This window comes from Erwinia sp. S43 (assembly GCF_016624745.1).
GTDB classification, from domain to species: Bacteria; Pseudomonadota; Gammaproteobacteria; order Enterobacterales; family Enterobacteriaceae; genus Erwinia; species Erwinia coffeiphila.
The window spans coordinates 154,615-176,403 of record NZ_JACVTX010000010.1 but is presented as its reverse complement, the minus strand read 5'-3'; the positions used below and the strand labels follow the sequence as shown (position 1 = coordinate 176,403).

13 protein-coding genes are annotated in these 21,789 nt (G+C 57.2%); 7 read left to right on the top strand and 6 right to left on the bottom strand.

Going from position 1 to position 21,789, the window contains the following annotated elements; genetic code table 11:
• The first annotated feature begins 1,490 nt into the window (after nucleotides 1–1,490).
• From IBT47_RS14500 to IBT47_RS14480, 5 genes are all read left to right on the top strand, one after another.
• Complete coding sequence (locus IBT47_RS14500; RefSeq protein WP_200560980.1) at nucleotides 1,491–3,884, top strand: membrane-bound PQQ-dependent dehydrogenase, glucose/quinate/shikimate family; 2,394 nt, start codon at nucleotides 1,491–1,493, stop codon at nucleotides 3,882–3,884.
• Nucleotides 3,885–4,043: 159 nt separating this feature from the next.
• Nucleotides 4,044–6,236, top strand: coding sequence for a TonB-dependent siderophore receptor (locus IBT47_RS14495; protein WP_200560978.1), 2,193 nt, complete (start codon nucleotides 4,044–4,046; stop codon nucleotides 6,234–6,236).
• Between the two features lie 37 nt (nucleotides 6,237–6,273).
• Nucleotides 6,274–7,275: an ABC transporter substrate-binding protein gene (locus tag IBT47_RS14490; RefSeq protein WP_370569900.1), complete on the top strand. Its 1,002-nt coding sequence runs from the start codon at nucleotides 6,274–6,276 to the stop codon at nucleotides 7,273–7,275.
• 142 nt (nucleotides 7,276–7,417) lie between these two features.
• Nucleotides 7,418–8,905 carry an MFS transporter gene (locus IBT47_RS14485; protein WP_200560974.1) on the top strand — a complete coding sequence of 496 codons (1,488 nt, stop codon included), beginning with the start codon at nucleotides 7,418–7,420 and terminating at the stop codon, nucleotides 8,903–8,905.
• Between the two features lie 25 nt (nucleotides 8,906–8,930).
• On the top strand, nucleotides 8,931–9,518 hold the full coding sequence (locus tag IBT47_RS14480) for a TetR/AcrR family transcriptional regulator (RefSeq protein WP_105594123.1): 588 nt from the start codon (nucleotides 8,931–8,933) through the stop codon (nucleotides 9,516–9,518).
• A 40-nt stretch (nucleotides 9,519–9,558) separates the two neighbouring features.
• Here IBT47_RS14480 and IBT47_RS14475 read toward each other — a convergent pair whose 3' ends face one another.
• Nucleotides 9,559–10,191 (bottom strand): FMN-binding negative transcriptional regulator, encoded by a 633-nt coding sequence (locus IBT47_RS14475; protein WP_200560972.1) that lies wholly within the window; start codon nucleotides 10,189–10,191, stop codon nucleotides 9,559–9,561.
• Between the two features lie 134 nt (nucleotides 10,192–10,325).
• Between IBT47_RS14475 and IBT47_RS14470 the strand changes: the two genes are divergently transcribed.
• Both IBT47_RS14470 and IBT47_RS14465 read left to right on the top strand, forming a co-directional pair.
• On the top strand, nucleotides 10,326–11,807 hold the full coding sequence (locus IBT47_RS14470) for a PLP-dependent aminotransferase family protein (RefSeq protein WP_200560970.1): 1,482 nt from the start codon (nucleotides 10,326–10,328) through the stop codon (nucleotides 11,805–11,807).
• Between the two features lie 272 nt (nucleotides 11,808–12,079).
• A complete protein-coding gene (locus tag IBT47_RS14465) occupies nucleotides 12,080–12,943 on the top strand; it encodes an AraC family transcriptional regulator (protein WP_105594120.1) in 864 nt (287 codons plus the stop codon).
• A gap of 84 nt (nucleotides 12,944–13,027) precedes the next feature.
• Here IBT47_RS14465 and IBT47_RS14460 read toward each other — a convergent pair whose 3' ends face one another.
• From IBT47_RS14460 to IBT47_RS14440, 5 genes are all read right to left on the bottom strand, one after another.
• Nucleotides 13,028–14,107, bottom strand: coding sequence for a sensor domain-containing diguanylate cyclase (locus IBT47_RS14460; protein WP_200560968.1), 1,080 nt, complete (start codon nucleotides 14,105–14,107; stop codon nucleotides 13,028–13,030).
• Between the two features lie 135 nt (nucleotides 14,108–14,242).
• Entirely contained in the window at nucleotides 14,243–16,408 is a 2,166-nt protein-coding gene (gene fhuE / locus IBT47_RS14455; protein ID WP_200560966.1) for a ferric-rhodotorulic acid/ferric-coprogen receptor FhuE, read from the bottom strand.
• A gap of 378 nt (nucleotides 16,409–16,786) precedes the next feature.
• On the bottom strand, nucleotides 16,787–17,803 hold the full coding sequence (locus tag IBT47_RS14450; RefSeq protein ID WP_200560964.1) for an NAD(P)-dependent alcohol dehydrogenase: 1,017 nt from the start codon (nucleotides 17,801–17,803) through the stop codon (nucleotides 16,787–16,789).
• A 277-nt stretch (nucleotides 17,804–18,080) separates the two neighbouring features.
• The gene (proP, locus tag IBT47_RS14445) at nucleotides 18,081–19,586 is read right to left on the bottom strand and encodes a glycine betaine/L-proline transporter ProP (RefSeq protein ID WP_234471902.1); all 1,506 of its coding nucleotides are present in this window, start codon (nucleotides 19,584–19,586) and stop codon (nucleotides 18,081–18,083) included.
• A gap of 318 nt (nucleotides 19,587–19,904) precedes the next feature.
• A complete protein-coding gene (locus IBT47_RS14440; RefSeq protein WP_200560959.1) occupies nucleotides 19,905–21,488 on the bottom strand; it encodes an EAL domain-containing protein in 1,584 nt (527 codons plus the stop codon).
• Nucleotides 21,489–21,789 lie beyond the last annotated feature (301 nt).

Genomic DNA, 21,789 nt, shown 5'->3' with positions numbered 1-21,789 from the left:
TCCCTGACCCGACTTCGCCTGACACCGACGTCCTGTCGGTGTCTCCTGGCCAGCTGCTTCCACCTCAGCGCTGCGGATTGCCCGGTATCCCCGGCAGAGGCTGTGTACCTTCATGGTATTGTTGTCGCTGCTTAGCGAAAAGTTCAGGCTATGGCGTCCAATAAGGGAATTCGGCGGAGGTGTTCTTCTATAAAAGCGTCTCAACCGTCCGTGCAGTCACTAAGGCTCCAGAAGATACAAACCAGCTGACCCCACCCCGGAACTAAGGATTGTACAAAATCTCCCACATAGGCTGTGCACTCTCAGGCCATTGTTATCGCTGCTTCGAAAACAGTTCGGGTTACGAGGTTCAGTACGAGAATTTAGCGGATATGTTCTGCTCTAAATACGTTTCAATAGTTATAGCCCGGACGAACCGCCGCCACGGCGTGCAATCTACAACGCTGAATGAAGAAAGGGCATCAGCGTGGCTCCGCCGCTTGCACAACGCCAATTTCCATTTGATGACTGGCACAGATGTTGTCCGATCTGAAGACAGCTCATGAGTCACAGCGCGGACGGGTTGTTGCTCCGACGGGCAATTTATAACGATGACTGAAGAAAGGGCATCAGGATGGCTCCACAGCCTGTACAACACCAATTTCGGTCTGAAGACACGATTTCACAAAACAGACGCTTTCTGATCTGAAGGCAGCTCAAAAGTCACGGCGCGGACGGGGGGCGGCCACGACGGGCAATCCGCAGCGCTGAACGGAGAGAGGAAGCCAGGATGTGCCCGCAGGACGCGGGCGCAAGGCTCGGTCGGCACACGGATGTGCCGTCTGAGCCGGTCCGACCGGCTGACGAACAAAGTGAAGGCACCGCGAAGCGGCGCGAGGACCGCCAGCCGGGGCGCCTCCCGTCCGCGCAGCCACTCAGGCACCAAACGATACAAAGCAGTACCCCCCGTCCGCGCAGCCACCCAGGCACCAGACGATATAAAGCAGCCGCCCCCGTCCGCGCAGCCACCAGAAGACACAAACCAGCATCCCCCACGCATCCCAATAATCCAATCGGCATTATACAGAGAGTAATACGGACGTTCTGAGAGGTTTTAATATAATTCCATAAGTTTTCTATAACGGCAGATAATCATTTAAAGAAACTATCAGTTTTATATTTAATCAGACTGTGCTGTTTCGGTATTTCATTTTTAATTTACTGTTTTGCCGGGTTTTTGCGAAGTAATAACGGAGAGTGTTGCTAACAGGACGTTATTTACTCTCTGTATTTCTCTATGGCTATCTTTATTTTTATCTGTGAAATATATCCAGTAAAATATTCTCCTGCATTTAGTAAGGGCTATATTTTCGTGCATCTCACTGGTTTGAAATGTATCTTTGAAATTATGGTGATTATTTACCATATCTATGGCTTTCACTTGCGGACCGGCACATTCGTGTCGGTCAGAGTGGTTCTATTATTTTAATAATTAAAAAGGGATTCTTCTAATGTCATCTACAGGTGATTCAGGGGGGCGCGTGAATAAGTTTTTCCCAATACTGGTTCTGGTATTTGGATTGCTTACCGCCGTCACCGGGATTTATTTTCTGATTGGTGGATGGAAACTCGCCGCGCTGGGTGGGTCTCTGTACTATATCATCGCCGGCATTGCCTATCTGCTTCTGCTGGTTTTATTGGTGCTGAAAAAGCGCCCCGGACTGACGCTGTCGATTGTTATTTTCGTGGCAACGGCAATCTGGGCCTTAATTGAGGTCGGCGGCGTGGCTTACTGGCCGCTGATGGCCCGCCTGGTGGTTCCGGCAATTATCCTGATGCTCAGCCTGTGGGTATTCCCCGCGCTGGCGAAGGAAATCAGTTCGCGCAAACGCGCGGCGCACCTGAGCGGCTGGGGCGTATTCGTCTGCCTGCTCGGCGTGCTGGCCGGTGCCTTTGTGCCACACGGTAAGATCTACAATCCCGCTGCGGTTGCCACCCAGCCCGCTGCGCTGGAAGGGGACTATAAAGCGCAGGCAGATCAGGACTGGGATCATCTTTCCCGCAATGCCAGCGGCACCCGCTTTGCGGCCGTCGATCAGATCACCCCGGAAAATGTGAATAAGCTGCAGGTGGCATGGACGTACCGCACCGGCCGTATTCTCGAAGGTAAAGTGGCCGGAGTTGACGAAAATACCCCACTGCAGATCGGCAACGTGCTCTATACCTGTACGCCGCAGAACGTCGTCGCCGCCGTGGATGCCGATACCGGTAAGCCGATCTGGAAGGTCGATCCGAAAGCCGCGGCCACCTCGCACGTTACCTGCCGCAGCGTGGGTTATTACGATCTTGATAAAGATACGTCGCTGTCCAGCGAAGAGAAAGCGCAGGCACCGGCCGAGTGCCGCCGTCGCATCATCGCCACCACCATTGATGCACGTATGCTGGCGCTGGATGCACAAACCGGCCAGGCGTGCACAGGCTTCGGCAATGCGGGCACCGTCGATCTGCGTGCTGGCATGACGCCAACCGAGAACGGCCAGGCTTATCACCCAAGCGGTACGCCGGTGATCATGGGCCACCTGACCGTGTTTGGTACCTGGATACACGATCACTCGGATAACGACGCCTCGGGTGTCGTGCGCGCGTATGACGTGCGTAACGGCGCGCTGGTCTGGTCGTGGAATGCCGAGGAAGATGCACCTGATGCGGTGAATCACACCGGCGGCACGCCAAACGTCTGGGCGCCTGCGACCTACGATCGTGACCTGAATACGGTTTACCTGCCGACCGGCATGGGGCCGCCTGACTATTGGGGCGGTAAGCGCACGCCGTCGGCCGAGAAGTTCTCTTCCGCCGTCGTCGCCGTTGATGCCACCACCGGTAAGACGAAATGGATCTTCCAGACCGTCCACCACGACGTTTGGGATTATGACGTGCCGTCGCAGCCGGTGATGTACGAGATGAAGAATGAGGAAGGCGAACGCGTTCCCGTACTGATTCAGACCACCAAAATGGGCCAGATCTTCGTGCTGGACCGCCGGACAGGCAAACCGGCCAGTAAAGTGGAAGAACTGCCGGTAACCACCACACCGACCGGGCAGGATGATCATATGTCGCCGACCCAGCCGTTCTCGACAAATATGCCAAGCCTGGGCCTGTCGACGCTGAAAGAAAGCGAAATGTGGGGGATTACGCCATTTGACCAGCTTGAGTGCCGTATCACCTTCAAGTCTGCGCGCTATAACGGCATCTACACACCGTCGGCAGAGTCCGACTATATCCAGTTCCCCGGCACGCTGGGCGGAATGAACTGGGGCGGTATCTCCATCGATGAACGTAACGGTATGATGTACGTTAACGACATTCGCATGGGCAAAGTGATGGCGCTGAAGACGGAAGAGCAGGCCAAAACCTATAAAGGCTCGCCGATCCGCTCGATGCTGGCCAAACCTTATGTCGGGCTGAAATCGGACTTCTTTATGTCGTCGCTGGGCGTTCCCTGCCAGAATCCGCCGTTCGGTACGCTGAGCGCGATTGACCTGAATACCAAAAAACTGGTCTGGCAGGTTCCGGTCGGCACCGTTGAGGATACCGGTCCGCTGGGGATGAAAACCCATCTGCCGATGCCAATTGGCATGCCGACGCTGGGCGGGCCGACCGCTACAGCCGGGGGAGTCGTGTTCTTTGCGGGCACTCAGGATAACTATATGCGCGCCTTCAACAGCAAAACCGGCGAGGAGATTTGGAAATACCGCCTGCCGGTTGGCGCGACTGCGTCTCCGCTGGTGTACAAGTCGCCGCAGACCGGCAAACAGTACGTGGTGATTTCCGCGGGTGGCGCTGCGCACGCGGCGGAACTGGGCGATTATCTGATTGCTTTCGCACTGCCTGACAGCCAAAAGTAAGCCGTACTGAATGAGTCATTCGATGCCGCACTCCCGTGCGGCATTTTTTTATCCGCTTTACCCCTGAGACGACGTGGCGTCAAAATGTGATCGCGATCACTAAATGACCACCCCATCGATCGTAATATAGTATTTTATATAACGACAGCTAACTCCTTAATGAAAAACATATTTCTCGGCGCGATTTTTGTCGCGCTGCCGGGCTTCGCCGCCCAAAATTCGGTATCAACCGCGTCCTCTGCCAGTACTGAAAAGCCCAGCAAAGAACAGCAAATCCTCGTCACCGCCAGCGCCCCCCGCGATTTGACCGATGAAAGTAAGGCCGGAGCCGGTTTCACCACCGCCGAGACCGATCTGGGTCCGCTGGGCAGTAAAGACCGGCTGGATACGCCGTATTCCACCACCACCGTCACTCATGAAATGATTGATAACCAGCAGGCGAAAAGCGTCAGCGAGCTGCTGAAGTATTCACCCAGCACTCAGATGCAGGCGCGCGGTGGGATGGACGTCGGCCGCCCGCAAAGTCGCGGTATGCAGGGCAGCGTGGTGTCCAACAGCCGTCTTGATGGCCTGAATATTGTTTCTACTACTGCGTTCCCGGTGGAAATGCTGGAGCGCCTGGATGTGCTGAACAGCCTGACCGGTGCGCTTTACGGCCCCGCCAGCCCGGCCGGGCAGTTTAACTTTGTCGCCAAACGCCCGACGGAGCAGACCCTGCGCCGCGTGACCCTGGGCTATCAGAGCCGCAACGCCTGGAGCGGACATATCGACCTCGGCGGCCATTTTGACGATGAGAATAAGTTCGGCTATCGCCTGAATCTGCTGGATGAAGAGGGTGAAGGCAACGTCGACGACAGTACTCTGCGGCGCAAGCTGGTGTCGCTGGCGCTGGACTGGAATATCAGCCCGGGTACGCAATTACAGCTGGACGCCAGCCACTATGAATTCCTGCAAAAAGGCTACGTCAGCGGCTTCAGCTACGGCACCGGCATCGACCTGCCAAAAGCCCCGAACCCGAATAACAAGAATTACACGCTGCCGACCACCGGTAACGATCTGACCACCGACACTATCAGCAGCCATCTGATCCACTACTTCGATAACAGCTGGTCGATGACCGCCGGTGTGGGCTATCAGCAGGCCGACCGCGCGATGCGTACCGTGTCGAACACCCTGACCAGCAACAGTGGAACCATCAGCCGCTCGGTCACCGACTCCGCCGCCGCAGGTCGCTTCCGTGTGTTGAGCAATATGTTGACGCTGAACGGTCACGTCGATACCGGCAGCATCGGCCACGATCTCGCCTTTGCCACCAGCGGCTACGTCTGGTCGATCTACTCGGCGAAGGGCAGCAGCCAGCGCTACAGCCTGGGCACCAGTAACTACTACGATCCGTCGGCAATGCAGGAACCGGGTGACGGGCGGATCATCAACAGCGGCGCGCGCTATCGCACCAGCGTGACCAGCCAGCAGAGCGTGACTATCGGCGATACGCTGACCTTTAACCCGCGCTGGTCGGCGATGGCCTACCTGAGCCAGAGCTGGCTGGAAACCCGCAGCTACAATAACCAGGCGGCGAAAACCGACCAGGTGAATGAAGACGGACTCAGCCCGAATCTGGCGCTGATGTATAAAATCACCCCGTCGGTGATGGCTTATATCAGTTACGCCGACTCGCTGGAGCAGGGCGGCACCGCACCGACCGGCCAGGGGGTGAAAAACGAAGGCACTACCCTCGATCCGTACCGCAGCGAGCAGTATGAAATCGGTCTGAAGGCCGACGTGAACGGCATGAACCTGGGGGCGGCGCTGTTCCGCCTGAAGCGTCCGTTTGCCTACGTTGACCCCGACGATATGGTTTACAAAGAGCAGGGCGACCAGCTGAATAAAGGGCTGGAGCTGACCGCCAGCGGCAATCTGTGGCAGGGGCTGAACGTTTACAGCGGCGTGACCTTCCTCGATCCGAAACTGAAAAATACCGTTTCTGAAGATACCAGCAACAAGCGGGTGGTGGGCGTGCCGAAGGTGCAGTCTAACCTGCTGGTGGAGTACAACCTGCCTTCCATGCCGGAACTGGTTTACAGCGCGAATCTGCACTACACCGGCAAGCGCGCCGCCAATAACACCAACAGCACCTGGGCCGGGAGCTATACCACGCTGGATCTGGGCACGCGCTACAGCACCCGCATCAGCAATGTTCCGGCCACGTTGCGCCTGATGGTGAATAACGTCACTAATGAGCGCTACTGGGCCTCCATCTTCCCTGGCGATACCGACGGCAGCGGCAGCTCCGCCAGCGCCTTTGCCGGTACCGCCCGCGAGGTTCGCGCGTCGGTGACGTTTGACTTCTGATAACCGAGGGGCGCACCTGCGGGTGCGCCAGATAATGATGATTTCACGACTTCAACGGCGGGCGCTCAGGCTGCTGGCCATCATGCTGCTGCCTGCCGCCGTCGCTGCGGCGGAGCCTGCGGGGCACACCACGATCCGCGTGGCCACGCCCTGGCCCGCGCAAACGGCGACGATTGCGATGCTCGGCTACAGCCAGAACCTGGTGGGCACTTCGGTGGTCGCGAAGCGTATCCCGCTGCTGCTGCAAAGCTATCCGGGACTGGCAAAGGTGCCGATTATCAGCGCCAACAACGGCCACGAAATCAGTGCTGAACAGATCATTGCGCTCGATGCCCAGCTGCTGATCGTGCCTGAAAGCATGCGGCTGGCCCAGCCGGAAGCGCTGACGGCGGCGGGTATTAATACGCTGATGCTCAAGTCGAACTCAATGGCTGCGCTGCGCGAACGGGTTACTCGCACCGCGCAGGCGCTGGGGCCGGATGCGGTGGCGGTGGATGTGCGCTACCAGACGTATTTCGACCGCAACGTGGCGCTGATCCGTGAACGCCTGAAGGATTTGCCGCCGAGCGAACGTGTCTCGCTGTATCACAGCATGGGCAGCCCGCTGACCAGCAGCGGTCGGCCTTCGCTTAATCAGGACTGGATGGATCTGGCCGGTGCGCACAACGTGGCGGAGCCGTGGTTCGGGCAGCGCAAAAACAGCAACGGTGAAGTGTCGCTGGAGCAGGTGGTTGCCGCGAATCCGCAGGTGATTGTGGCGATGAATCACCGCGATGCGGAAGAGATCATGCACTCCCCGGCCTGGCAGGGCGTGGCGGCAGTGCAGCAGCATCGGGTGTATACCAACCCGCAGGGCATGTTCTGGTGGTGCCGGGAAACCAGCGAAGCCGCGCTGCAAATTCTGTGGCTGGCGAAAACGCTCTATCCGGCACGTTTTACCGATGTTGATATGAATAAGGAAGTATTTGATTTTTATCATGACTTCTTCGGTATCTCGCTGACCCCCGACCAGGTGACGGCAATTCTGAATCCGGTTTGATAGCCGGATCATTAGCCGCTGCCGTAAAAACTCCTCTTGATTTTGAGCGGTTGCTCAAGTAATTTTCCGCTCTTGAGCAACCGCTCAAAATTGCAATGCGGCGTGCGGACTGACGACCAACGCCGCTCAGAGAGGGTTTCCAATGCACGTTAATAACCGCTGGCTGGTGCTGGCGATCGTCACCAGTACACTATTTTTGATCGTCATTGATATGACGGTGCTGTACACCGCGCTGCCGCGCATCATGCAGGAGCTGAACGGCACGGCGGCGGAAAAATTATGGATTATCAACGCCTATCCGCTGGTGGTGGCCGGTCTGCTGCCGGGGGCAGGGATGCTCAGCGATCGCCTGGGCCACAAACGGCTGTTTATCACCGGCCTGCCGCTGTTTGCCCTCGCTTCCTGGTGTGCGGCGTTTTCCCCCACCGCCGGGCTGCTGATTGCTTCCCGCGTGTTCCTGGCCGTGGGCGCGGCCATGATGATGCCCGCCACGCTGGCGATTGTGCGCCATGTATTTGTCGATGAACGCGAGCGGGCGCTGGCCATTGGCATCTGGGCCGCGGTGGCGTCCGGTGCGGCGGCGCTGGGGCCGGTTCTGGGCGGGCTGCTGCTGGAGTACTTCTGGTGGGGATCGGTCTTTTTGATCAACGTGCCGGTGGTCATGGTGGTGCTGCCTTTCGCCTGTTGGCTCATCCCACACAGCGGCGGCAATCGCCAGCGGCCTTTCGATCTGGTGGGATCGCTGCAAATTATGTTCGGTCTGGTGGGGGCGGTGTTTGCTCTGAAAGAACTGAGCAATATCAATGCATCGCTGTTTTCTGTTGTGGCCTCTTCCGCCGTCGGCGCACTGTTCCTGACGCTGTTCGTTCGTCGCCAGCAGCGTGCTGCGCAGCCGATGATCGATTTTTCGCTGTTTCGTAATGGCGGCTTTTCCGGTGGGGTGATGATTGCTATCGTTTCCGGGATTGCACTGACCGGCGTGGAACTGGTACTGACCCAGCGCCTTCAACTGGTGCTGGGGCTGTCGCCGCTGATGTCCGCGTTGATGCTGCTGCCGCTGCCGGTGGCGTCGGTACTGGCGGCTCCGTTGGCGGGTGTGCTGCTGCCGCGCTACGGTGAGCGGGCGGTGATTATGTTCAGCTTTACGCTCAGCGCGCTGGGGATCATCTGCCTGCTGGGATTATTTAGCAGCGCGTTGATATGGCAGATGCTGGCCCTGTTTGTCACCGGATGCGGCCTGGGTGCGATGTTTACCGCTGCATCTACCTCCATCATGCTCAACACCCCGGAAGAAAAAGCCGGGATGGTGGCGGCGATTGAAGATGTTTCCTGGGAACTGGGTGGCGTACTGGGCGTGACGCTGCTGGGCGGGATGATGACGGCGGTTTACAGTTACGGGCTGGTTCTGCCGGAAGGGCTGGTCAGCGGGGAGGCGGCTTATGATAGCATTGACGAAGCGTTACGCATTGCTGCCGGAATGGGAGCGGAGCGTGCAGCTCAGCTGACGGGCCTGGCCTACGGTGCTTTCGATCGCGCCTTCCTTGCCGTGCTGGGCAGCGCCGCTGCGCTGCTGGTGCTGACTTCGCTGGTTCTGCGGCGGGTTTTGCGGCCGGTTCACTGCATTAAGTAAATACAGAGGTCACACGGAATAACAGATGAAAGAAACTGCGGAAGAACTACGAGCCAGAATCCTGAGCGGCGCGATTGAATTGTTTATTGAGAAAGGCGTGGAAAAAGTGACCACGCGCGAGCTGACAGAGCATCTTGGCCTCTCCCGCAGTCATATCTATCACTACTTTCGTGACTGGCAGGCGTTGTGCCTGGAGGCGCTGACCGTTTTTTTGCAGGCCGATTTGGATAATCTGAAAGCGAGGATCGTCGGTCAGCCCGCCAGGGAACAGCTGAGGATGCTGATGCAAACCTATCTGCCCGATGTGCAGGACGCGGTCTGGCAGCTTTACGGTTCGCTGTGGCAGCTGGCCATTCACGACGAAACCTGGGCGGCGCTGGCCCGGCAGATGGTGGATAAATGGCAGCTGCTGCTGGACGGCATTATTAACGCCGGTATTGCGGAAGGCGTGTTCAGCAGCGCCGATCCGCTCCGTACAGCCCGCCAGCTGGGCGCGATGATCAACGGCTACAGCGACCTGCTGATCGTTGAACCTTCCGCCAGCGCACGCCAGCAGGCGACGGAAGATATTGAAGCCTTTATCGCGCTCGCGCTGCTGACGCCAGCAGAGTAGCTCTGCGCCGCCGCTCCGCATTGACCCGCAGCGGGCCGGTTTAGCGTTTTTCCCTGCCCGCCGCCCGCATCGCTCCGGCAATATCCTGCTGGCCGCGATCGTAGAGTGCCGTTACGGCACCTTCCCGATCGGCGGCTTTCTTGTTCTGCCCCAGTTTCATCAGCCCGTCAATTTCACTGATGCGGATCTCAATTCCCACGACCGCTTTCAGCATGGCGCTGAGGAAATTTTCCGGCGCGTCGGAAAGCTGCCACGGCTGCGGCATCGCCGACTCCTGCTTCCGGGTCAGGCTGGCAATCATCTGGCGTAAAAAATCCTCATCGTCACGGAATGAGATGCGTCCACGGACGTGCACCGCCTGATAGTTCCAGGTGGGGACTTCACGGTGCGTTTCCTGCTTTGAGGGATACCAGTTGGGGGAGATATAGGCCTCCGCGCCGCGAAACACCACCAGCACATCGCTATCCGCTGCCACCCTTTGCCACAGCGGATTGGCGCGGGCGATATGGGCATACAGGCTGCCCATATCGCCCTCGCGCGGCTGAAACTCAAAAGGGATATGTAGTACTTCAAGCTGTTGCTGAGTGCTGATCAGCATCCCCAGCGGATACTCCGCGATCAGACTATGGAGAACCTCAGGCCGTTTTTCGCTGAAAAAAGAAGAAGGGTACATTGTTCACTCCTGGTAAACATGAAAGAGAACGGGCGTGGCTGGCTACTGACCTGCCGCAGAAGGTCGTGCTAAATTACGCCAATAGTGGCCTGCAATTAAGGGCCAGTATCACGCAAAATCACCAGGCCACAATCATGTCCAGAACCGTAGCAGTAGTGGAAATTCCCTCTATTGGCGAGTTAGATCGCCAGTCGGGGCAGCTCAGCCAGCAGCTGGCTCGGGCGTTGAAGAGGGCGATTCAGCGAGGGGAACTTAAAGCGGGCGATCGTCTGCCTTCCACGCGCGTACTGGCCGCCGCACTGGGGCTATCCCGGGGCACGGTGACCGTTGCGTATGAGCAGCTGATTGCTGAAGGATTTTTTCAGGCAGAGCGCGGGGCTGGCACTCGGGTAGCGAGCGATCTCACCCTGCCGGATAAATCACCAAACGATCGACTACGGGACTCGGCGCCCCCTCCGCTTTCTGCCAGAGCGCAGCGCTTCGCGCGTGCCGCCGGGCAAATCTCACCGATGCCGGCCGTGCCGTTTGCGGTGTCGGTTCCTGCCGGTGACACACTGCCTGACGATATCTGGCGGCGAATCGGCAATCGCATACGGGCTAGAGGCTCCGGTGCACCTTCCGGCTATGGCGAGCCCGCTGGCGCACCTGAACTGCGTGAGGCTATCGCCGAATACGTCAGAAAATCCCGATCGGTACGCTGTCATGCCGAACAGGTCATTATCACCTCCGGCACTCAGCAGGGGTTGTATCTGGCGACACAGGTCCTGCTGGAGGAGGAGGATAAAGCCTGGGTTGAGGACCCGGCTTATCCCGGCATTACCTCTATTTTTGAGTGCCATGGTCGTCAGCAGCAGATGGTGAGAGTGCCGGTCGATGATGCCGGGCTGGATGTTGCGGAGGGGATTGCACGCTGTGCGGAAGCCCGGGCGGTATTTGTGACGCCCTCGCACCAGTATCCGCTGGGCATGCCGCTGTCTATGGCCCGCCGTAGCATGTTGATTAACTGGGCGAAAGAGCACCGGGCCTGGATCGTTGAGGATGATTACGATAGCGAGCTGCGCTACGGCGGCCATCCTTTTCCTGCCCTACAGGGGCTGGCTCCGGAGCAGGTTATCTACCTGGGGACTTTTAGCAAAATCCTGTTTCCCTCGCTGCGCCTGGGCTATGCCGTCGTGCCGGAAGGCATGGTGGACGCCTGGCGGGGAGCCCGAATGCTGATGGATCGCCATCCCCCAAACGCTGACCAGTATGTGCTTGCCCACTTTATGCGGGAGGGGCATCTGGATCGGCACATTCGCCGCATCCGCAGTGTGTATGCCGAAAAGCGTAGCGTACTGATCGCGGCGATCGCGCGATTCATTCCGGCGGATCTGGCGTCGGTGCAACCCGGCGATCAGGGGATGCACCTGCTGCTGTGGCTGCGGCAGGATCTGGACGATCGTCAGGTCGTCAGGCGGGCGCTGGCGTCGGGCGTTTCGGTGCGGGCCATCTCGCATATGTATGCTGATGCCAGCCGTCGTCCGGGGCTGATCCTCGGTCTGGGGGGATTCACCGGGGATGCAATGGAGCAGGCGGTACGCTGGCTGGCAGCCGCTATTATTGCGGAGGCCGGGTAGCCTGTCGTTCCGGCAGAGTACAGGCGGCGGGTTGCGAAGCCGCTCTGATTTTCGCTATCCGCGACTTAAAAAAAGCAATTTTCGCGATAAATTGCCGGTGTGGAAAATTTTATTTAATTATTACATGTATTTATGTTGATCACTAAAACAACCATTGTGATTGTTTGCGGGCCGCCCGGCGGTAATACTGACTCAATCAGTAAAAGATTGGGACTTCGCTGGCAACCACGGCAGATGATATCTGAAGCTCCACTCCGCCTGGCGAGGTAGCGATGCTGGTTTTTTTGAAAGAGAGTGAAAGCGATCGGCTCTGCACCGATGCATGGCGCCTTCCACGCCTGCTGTTTGTGTGCAAGATCGGCGGCGAGGAATCCGGTATTCCGCGCGTGATGCACAAGCATGATGAGCGCCTGGAAATCATGTTTATGGCGCGCGGCAGCGGTGATTACAGCATTGACGGGGTCCATTATCTGGTGAAAGAGGGAGATATCCTGATCTTTAATGCCGGGATCACTCATGAAGAACGCCCGCACGTCAGCGGAGATGCGCTGATCTACTGCTGCGGTCTGGACGGGCTGCATATTGACGGTTTGAAACTCAACCAGCTGGAAGATCGCAAGCAGCCGGGCGTGCTCCCCAGCGGCGATCGTTACAATGAGCTGCTGTGTATTTTTGAGCTGCTCTGGCTGCAGGTGAGCCGCAAAGAGCAGAGGACGCTGGCAATAATCAACAGCGCGGTGGAAGCGCTGCTGCTTTCCTGCAAAAAAGTCTGGCAGGAATCCGCAGCGGACCCGACCAGTGAAAACAAGGTATTAGGCAAGCGAATAAAAACGTTTATCGATGCGCACTACAATCAGGAACTGACGCTACAGTCGATTGCGCGCGATCTGAATATCAACCGTTTTTATCTGATCCACAGCTTTAAGGCCTATTCGGGATATTCACCCAAGCAGTACCTGATTCGCCGCCGCATTGGTGAAGCGCAATCGCTGTTGCTCAGCTCGGACGACAGTATCGCGCAGATTGCCACGCAGGTGGGTTTTGAAAACGTGACCAATTTCCATCGGGTTTTTAAGCAGATAGTCGGCATCCCCCCGATAAAGTACAAAAAATTATGGCTCAAGGAAGAGGGGTGATTCCTGAGCGTCGCAAAAATCCCATGACGTTTTATCCGTAAGGATATCGGGTCCGGCTTCTGTAAGGGGGGGCCGGACCTTTTTTTATGCCGTCGGGTTCTCCGGCGCGGGTCGCCACAGCTGAACGCCGTTTCTGCCCGCTCGCTTCACGCTGTACAGGGCCAGGTCGGCGCGGCTCAACCACTGTTGCAGGCTCTCCGCCTCGCTGGCGGCGGCAATGCCGATGCTGATCGAACAGTGAAAATCCGCCGAGGCCGGTAGCCGCAGCCGGGTAATTTTTTGTTGCAGGGTTTCGGCCAGCGCGAGTATGCCCACTTCATCCGCATCGTGGACGATAACCCCCAGCTCATCACCGCCAAAGCGTGCCGGAATATCCTGCTCACCCGCCTCGTTGCGCAGCAGGGCGGAAATTTCCGCCAGCAGGAAATCCCCCGCCTCGTGACCAAAGGTGTCGTTCACGGTTTTGAAATTATCGACATCAAGCAGCAGCAGCCAGGCACGGCATTCACCGCGCCGGGTACGTAAATATTCACTTTCCAGCCGGCGATCGAACAGGCGGCGGTTGGGGATGCCCAGGCTGGGGTCCATCAGTGAGATGCGTTCAAGTTCGCGATTTTTGCGCCGCAGCGTCAGGGTTAACTTATATGAAACGGCGCTAAGCACGAACATATAGCCAGCGGCCAGCGGCAGCGTTAACCAGACTGTACGGGTACTAAAGCTGGTCTGCCACGGCATGCCGTTCAGCATCCACATCGGGATAAAGATCAGTAAAAATGCCCGCATCGCCGACTGCAGCTGTAGCCAGCCGCCAACGGCATAACGATCCGAGGCCAGCACGGCCATGATGATCAGCGACGGCATTGGGCTGATACCCATCATCGCCACCCAGAAGCCGCCAAGGGCCGCATCGATGGTCAGATTACGCCGCTCGCTGGCGGTCGGATCGGCGGAGGACATCGCCACGCGGTAGGCCACCCAGGGCCAGACAAAGGCGTTGATAAACAGCAGAACGTAAAAGGCGTTGCCTTTTTGTAGTTCCAGCAGCACCGAGATGATCGGGTTAAAACAGAGAAATGTACCCAGCTGACGCATGGCAAACATGCGGCGGATAAAGCGCGTTGAGCGCAATTTCAGATGGCTGTGATCGGGTGAATTATAGTGCATGAATAAGCAGTGTTTATCCGGTCCATAGTGCAGTGTATCGGGAAACCAATAATGCGGATCGTTTTTTTGCTTATCGTGCTGAGAAATGCCAGCCGCCGAAGCGGACTGGCATCAAAAGGCAGGTTTTTTACCGCATCAGAAGGTGTAGTTTGCCGACACGGAGAAGTTACGTGGCGCACCGTAAACGGCGTAGGTGCCCAGGTAGTCGTAATACTCTTTATCGAACAGGTTGTTGATGTTGGCCTGTACGGAAAGCTGTTTAGTCACCTGGTAGCGACTGAACAGGTTGACCAGGGTGTAGCTGCCCTGTTCAACATAGGTGTAGCCCTGCGGGCCGTACACGTCGTCCTGCCAGGTATGGTTCTGCCAGTTCACGCCGCCGCCGACGGTCAGATCCTGCAGCATCGGCAGGCGGTAGCTGGTGAACAGCTTCGCCGTAGTACGCGGAACTTCCGGTTTCACCGCCGTGCCGTCCGGCTGCTCGGCAACATAGCGCGATGCGCCAAAGGTCATCTGCCAGTTGTCGGTCAGCGCGCCGTTCACTTCAAACTCCACGCCGCGGCTGACAGAGTCTACCGCCGCATAGGCGTATTCAGTGGTGCCGGTCACGAAGCCGTAGGTGTTCACACCCAGGTTTTTCTGCTCGGTGCGGAACACCGACACGGTAGCGGTCAGGCGGCTGTTGGCCCAGTCGCCTTTCAGACCCGCTTCGTAGCTCTTACCTTTCACCGGGCCGAGGTAGTTTGCGTTGGTGTCACGCGTGCTCTGCGGCTGGAAGATCGTGGTGTAGCTGGCGTAGGCCGAATAGGTGTCGTTGATGTCGTAGGTCAGACCGGCGTAAGGCGCGATCTTGTCGGCGCTCTTGGTGCCGGAGGTGCCCACGGCGCTCCAGTCGGTGTAGCGTGCGCCCACCAGCAGCGACAGCGGGTCGGCCAGCGAGAAGCGCGCAGCGGCGTAGGCGGATTTCTGACGGATGGTATCGTCATCTTCCACGGCCCAGTCGCTCCAGTCGCCTTGTGCGGTGTTGCCGTCCCAGTCGTTGTAGTTACCGTCATAGGTGGCAGCGGTGAAGGACGAGTTCATAAAGTAGTTTTGCTGGCGGCTGTAGCTGCCGCCGACCATCAGCTCGTGGCTGCGGCCCAGCAGTTCAAACGGACCGTTGGCGTACAGATCCACCGAGTTCACGTTACGCGTGCCTTTGTTCCAGCCGCTGTACAGCACCGCGCCCTGGCCGGTGTCTTTATCCGGGTAGCCGTACGGGTACATCAGCTTGGTGTCGAAGGTGGTTTTGCTGTGCGTGCCGGTGACCTGCGCCTGCCAGCCGTTATCGAATTTCTGCGCGACGGTGGCGAAGATCTTATTGCTCTGCTTATCACTGTAGGACCAGTCCGGCGCGGCGTTAAAGCTGCGGTCGTAGTGGGTGCGATCGCCGTTGCTGTACCAGGTCGGGATACCGCCCCAGCTCGGGTCGCGGGCTTCGGTCTGCTGGAAGTCCCAACCGAGTGACAGCGTGGTGGAATCGGTCAAGTCTGCATCCAGCACGGTGCTCAGGAAGCGCTTACGCTTGTGGTAGCGGTCCAGCCAGCTGTCGTTCTCCTGATAGCCGCCGATGGCGCGAGCGCGTACGGTGCCTTCTTCATTCAGCGGTACGGTGACATCGCCGACGTAGCGCTGTTTATCCCAGCTGCCGGTTTCCGCAGACAGGCTGCCGGTCAGCACCTTGCTGTCGGCGTGCTTGCGCACCATATTGACGGAGGCCGACGGGTAGCCGGAGCCGGTCATCAGGCTGTTGGCACCGCGAATGATTTCAATGCGATCGTAGATGGCGGTATCGGCGGCGGTGTCGCCAAAGTCCCAGATATCGTCCACTACGGTCGGAATGCCGTCGGTCAGGTAGTTATTGATCAGATAGCCGCGTGACCAGTAGGAGGCGCGATCGGAGTCGATATTGAAGGCGGAAACGCCGGTGGTATTGGTTAGCACATCGCCGATGCTTTGCAGCGCCTGATCCTGCATACGCTGTTTGCTGACAATGGTTGCGGACTGCGGGATGTCACGCAGCGCCAGCGGCATTTTGGTCCCGGCGGTGGTGACCGGAACGCTGTAATCGGTGTCAGCGGTGGCTGAAGCTGCGCTGTCCCCCGCTTTTGCTTCTACGGTCAGGGTGTTTTCACTGGTCTCGGCGGCAAATACGGGCTGAAGTGCGGAGAGCACCAGCAGGGCGGCCAGGGTTGGTTTAAACAGGGACCGGGCAGAGGATGCTGCTGTACGGTGGTGCGGCAGGGTACGCGAAGAAGACAAAATCGGGCCTCATTTATCAGTTATTTATTGACGCTTTCCCGCACCGCGCGCTGTTAAATCCCAATAAATGGCAGGTGATTCTGGCGTGTTAATTTATCCCTGTATTAACCGGTGAGGCGCTTTTACGGCCCAATCCGCGCCGCAGTTTTCATCTTTATTAAAAAAGAGAATGAGAACTATATGTATTAGCGTTGTAGCTGTAAACGATTATCAGGCGCGAATGACAATTAAAATTTCGGTAAGTTCCGGAATTACGAAATCTTAACAATTCCCAAAGCGCTGAAAAGAAAAAGCCACCTGCTGGAGGTGGCTAAAGAAGGGGGATGACGGGTTGGCTCACTGCGGCAGTGTGGCCTGCGGCCAACCGTGACGCGGGGGTCAGAAGTCGGCTTTCAGCACCACGCGGAAATCGGCTTTACCGGCGCGTACGTGGTCCAGCGCGTCGTTGATTTTCGACATCGGGAAGAACTCCACTTTCGGGGCGATATCGCGGCGCGAGGCCAGTTTCAGCAGCGAACGCAGCTGGCCCGGAGAACCGGTAGAAGAACCGGTGATCGCCTTATCGCCCATAATCAGGTCAAACGCGCTGACCTGGAACGGCTTCATGACCGCGCCCACCGTGTGGAACTTGCCCTGCGGCGCCAGCGCATTGAAGTAGGGTTGCCAGTCGAGGTCAACGGCCACGGTGCTGATAATCAGATCGAAACGGCCTGCCAGCGCCTTCAGCGCTTCAGGATCGCGGCTGTTCACCACTTCGTCCGCACCCATGTCGAGGATCGACTGCTTTTTGGCCGGAGTGGAGCTGAACGCCACCACTTCGGCACCCATCGCACGCAGAATTTTAATCGCAATATGGCCCAGACCGCCGATGCCGATTACCCCGACCCGGCTGGTGGCGGTGATGTTGCTCATCAGCAGCGGCTTAAAGACCGTGATGCCGCCGCACAGCAGTGGACCGGCGCTGGCTGCATCCAGGTTCTCCGGCAGCGGGATCACCCACTGCCAGTCGGCACGCAGTTTCTCGGCAAAGCCGCCGTGGTTCAGAATGGTTGGCGTGCTGCCCTGCTGGCAGTTGACCTGCTCGCCGTTAATACAGGCATCGCAGTGCTGGCAGCTTTTGGCCGTCCAGCCAATACCCACGCGCTGGCCGATTTTCAGGCCTTTGGTTTTTGCCGCTTCGCCGAGTGCCGCCACGCGACCGATCACTTCATGTCCGGCAATAGTCGGGAACTGTGAGATGCCCCACTCGTTATCGATCATCGACAGGTCAGAATGGCAGACGCCGCAGTATTCCACCTCGACTTCCACTTCCTCTGTGCCCAGCGCACCGGCTTCGTACTCATACAGTTCCAGAGCCTGTCCTGCTGCCAGTGCCGCATAGCTTTTGATTTTCATGTTTCTTACCTCAGATTCAGTTTTCGGTCGAAGGGCAAGTGTAGCCGTTTAGTGAGTCAAAATGGTGTCTGCGCCGCACGTAAGGTTTATCTGAACAACTGACTGCGGGGAAAATGGGCAACAGCGCGATATTTCACACTGTCTGGCCCGCATAAATTGCGGTCCGGGCCAGAGTAGAAAACTTAGCGGGTTGGAAATACTAAAGCCGGGCAACAATATGCTGAGTGGCGGTTATCGGTACATAGCAAAAGGGCCGGGTATTCCCGGCCCTGAATGATTACTCGTTAATCCGCGGATGCTGATTAATCAAGTGCGTACGCTTCGCTTCCAGCTCGGCAATCTGCTCGTTGATGTCTTCGATCTTCTGCTCGATGTTGTCGTGATGCTCCTGCAGGATCTCTTTTGCCTCGGTAATGTCCGACGCCGCCGGAGTGGCACCGCGCAGCGGCATGTTCGCCGTCTCCTTCATCTTCAGACCGGTCACCAGACCCACCAGCGCGACCACCATCAGGTAGTAAGCCGGCATATACAGATTGCTGGTCGCTTCAACCAGCCAGGCGGCCAGCGTTGGCGTCAGGCCCGCAATCAGCACCGAAATGTTAAAGGCGCTGGCTAAGGCACTGTAGCGGATGTGGGTCGGGAACATGGCGGGCAGAGTCGATGCCATCACGCCGGTAAAACTGTTGAGGATCACCGCCAGCAGCAGCAGACCGGCAAAAATCAGCCCCATCACGCCGCTGTTAATCAGCATAAAGCAGGGAACCGCCAGCACCAGCAGCGCGATACTGCCGATAATGACAAACGGACGACGGCCAAATTTATCGCTCATCAGCCCCATCACCGGCTGCACAAACAGCATACCCAGCATGATGGCGATAATAATCATCACCCCATGATCTTCCGAGTAGTGCAGGTTATGTGACAGGTAGCTCGGCATATAGGTCAGCAGCATGTAGTAGGTGACGTTGGTGGCAATCACCAGCCCGACGCAGGACAGCAGGCTGCGCCAGTGTTTGGTGGCAATCTCTTTGAAGGAGATTTTCGGACCGTCGGCCAGGCCTTCACGGTCGCCCTGCTCAAGCTTATCGACGTGCTGCTGGAACGCCGGGGTTTCTTCCAGCGCGTGGCGCAGATACAGACCGATGATGCCCAGCGGCAGGGCAACAAAGAACGGAATACGCCAGCCCCAGTCGAGGAATTTCTCCTCACCCACGACGGTTGAAATCAGCACCACCAGGCCCGCACCCAGCACGAAACCGGCGATAGAGCCGAAGTCCAGCCAGCTGCCCATAAAGCCGCGTTTGCGGTCCGGGGAGTATTCGGCAACGAAGATTGATGCACCGGTATATTCACCGCCCACCGAGAAGCCCTGTGCCATTTTACACAGTAGCAGCAGAATCGGTGCCCAGATGCCGATAGAGGCATGGGAAGGGATCAGGCCAATACAGAAGGTACTGACCGACATGATGATAATGGTGATGGAAAGGATTTTCTGGCGACCGTATTTATCGCCCAGAGCCCCAAAGAACAATCCGCCAAGCGGGCGAATCAGGAACGGTACGGAGAACGTCGCCAGCGCGGCGATCATCTGTACGCCGGGATCGGCGCCGGGGAAAAATACCTGACCAAGGGCATAGGCTACGAAGCCGTAAACGCCGAAATCGAACCATTCCATGGCGTTGCCCAGTGAGGCCGCGGTAATTGCTTTGCGTAATCTACTATCATCGATGATAGTGACGTCTTTTAAACCAATTGGTTTGACACGCTTCCTACGTGAAATCATATCAAGCACCCTGTAATTTTCTGTTTTTAATCCCAAAATTCCTACATCATCGAGCGGGTCAGACGAGCTGGCGGAGCAATAATGTGGGAAAAATCCAGCGGCAAAATGCGTCGGCGGCGGGCTTCAATGGCGCACTCACACGGCCCAATCACGCACTTCACCACCGTTTATTATAGAACCTCTGCGCGATGTCGCATTTTTTCGGGTAAAAAAATCAGAAATTGATGGAAGCAGGATGTACAGAAGCCAGGGGAAATGGTGGTCGATCGAGCGCCTTAATTCGCGCCCGACCTGGTGAATATTCCACCATAAGCGGAATTAACGTGTGGTGGGCTCCTGGGGGCCACTGCCGTTGTGCTCCTGCAGCCACTCTGACAGGGCCGCGCTTTCCATCGGGCGGGCGAAGTAGTAGCCCTGGATCAACGAGACGCCGTGGTTTTGCAGATAGCACAGCTGCATTTCGTTCTCCACCCCTTCCGCCACCACCTTTAACGCCAGCTTATCGGCCAGGGAAATAATCGCATCCAGCACCGGGGTTTCGCCGTCCACGGATTCGATGGTGTTAACAAATCCACGGTCGATCTTCAGGTAATCAAGTGGGAAGGTTTGCAGGTAGGAGAGTGCGCAGTGGCCGGTGCCAAAATCATCGATGGCAATAATGATCCCTTCACGGCGCAGTTCGGCCAGTCGCTGGGAAACCATCCGATCTTCGCCGATCAGGCTGCGCTCGGTCAGTTCGAGGGTGATCGTCGGCTTGAGATGATCCATCCCGGCGGCAAAGGCCCGAATATCCGACATGAACTCATCATGCTGCAAATGTTCTGCGGCCAGATTCACGCTGAGATGAAAACCCGGTTCCAGCTGCCACTGCGCGCTGTCCTGAATCACCCTTTGCAGCAGGTAGCGGGTCAGCGGCACAATCATACCTTCGGACTCGGCGGCGGAAATAAACACATCCGGCCGCACCCAGTGCCCGTCAGGGCGCTGCCAGCGCATTAGCGCCTCAGCGCCGCTAAATTTCTGTGTTTGCAGATTAAAGACCGGCTGGTAGTGAACGGAGAATTCGTTGCGTTCTATGCCGCGGCGAATTTCATCGCGGAACGAGCTTTTGCGTTTCAGCCAGTTGCTGGTGAGCGCAACAAACAGCAGGGAAAGGATCAGCGCCATCGGCATCAGGCTGAACAGCACCTGCTGCCAGTTATAAAGCAGCTCACTGCGGGAAGAGGTAACGCTGAGGGTGATCGCATAACGTTCAGAGTGAGTATTCAGCGTGTAGTTCCCCCACTTTTTATCACTCTGGCGGGTGGCAGGAACGCCGCTAAACATGGCAAATCCGTCGCCAAATTTCATCGAAATGTCGTAATCGTGGCGCATACCTGCCGCCCAGATAAAATCAATGAAATACTGCCCGTCGACCAGCGCGTAGCTGGCGAATCCGTCACGGTCTTCATGCATAAACAGTACCGCAGGGCGATTTCTGACTCCGCTGGTTCCGGCAACGGAGAGGCTCCACAGGTCTTTATGTTCGGGCGGCAACGGGCGACGAATAATGTCTTCTATTGAATCCTGGCGTTCGCCAAAGGTAGATGAACAGACAACATTACCGTCCTGAACCAGACCCACCGAGCGAAAGTAGGGATGCATCGAGCCATATTCCTGCAGCTCATCTTTGATATCCGCGCAGCGATGGTTTTTGTATTCCTGCAGGGAGGCGGTCATTACCCGCGCTCTGTCGCTGATATTCTCCGCCTGGGACATCAGCATTGAACTGGTGACGGCAAGCTGCCGCTTCACCATTTGCCCCGCTTCCAGCAGTGTGAACATCAGGCAAAGCAGGATCGGTATCAGTCCTGCGGCAACCAGCCAGCGCAGGCCGTGCCTGGTTTTTTCAGTCGCGAGCAAAGTGTTCTCCCGTGGTGTCTGGCGGCGGTAAAACAACAGCAGCAAAAAAGGTGAATGAGGCAAGTGAGTATTATGGCAGCAACTTTACGTTGATGCGCAGCGGCTGCGGCTGATTTAAGTAGAAAAATTCGCCTTAAATGTTTAGTCAATGCCTGGATTTCTTATGATGTATTTTAAGCGACCGGCGACGGGCCGATTATTGTTGAAATCGACCTTTCGCGTCGAAAATTGCCCTCTGGTGGATTTTTTTCGACTGAAATCGGTGTGCATGTTTGAATAAACCGGGTAATTTCAATGTTTA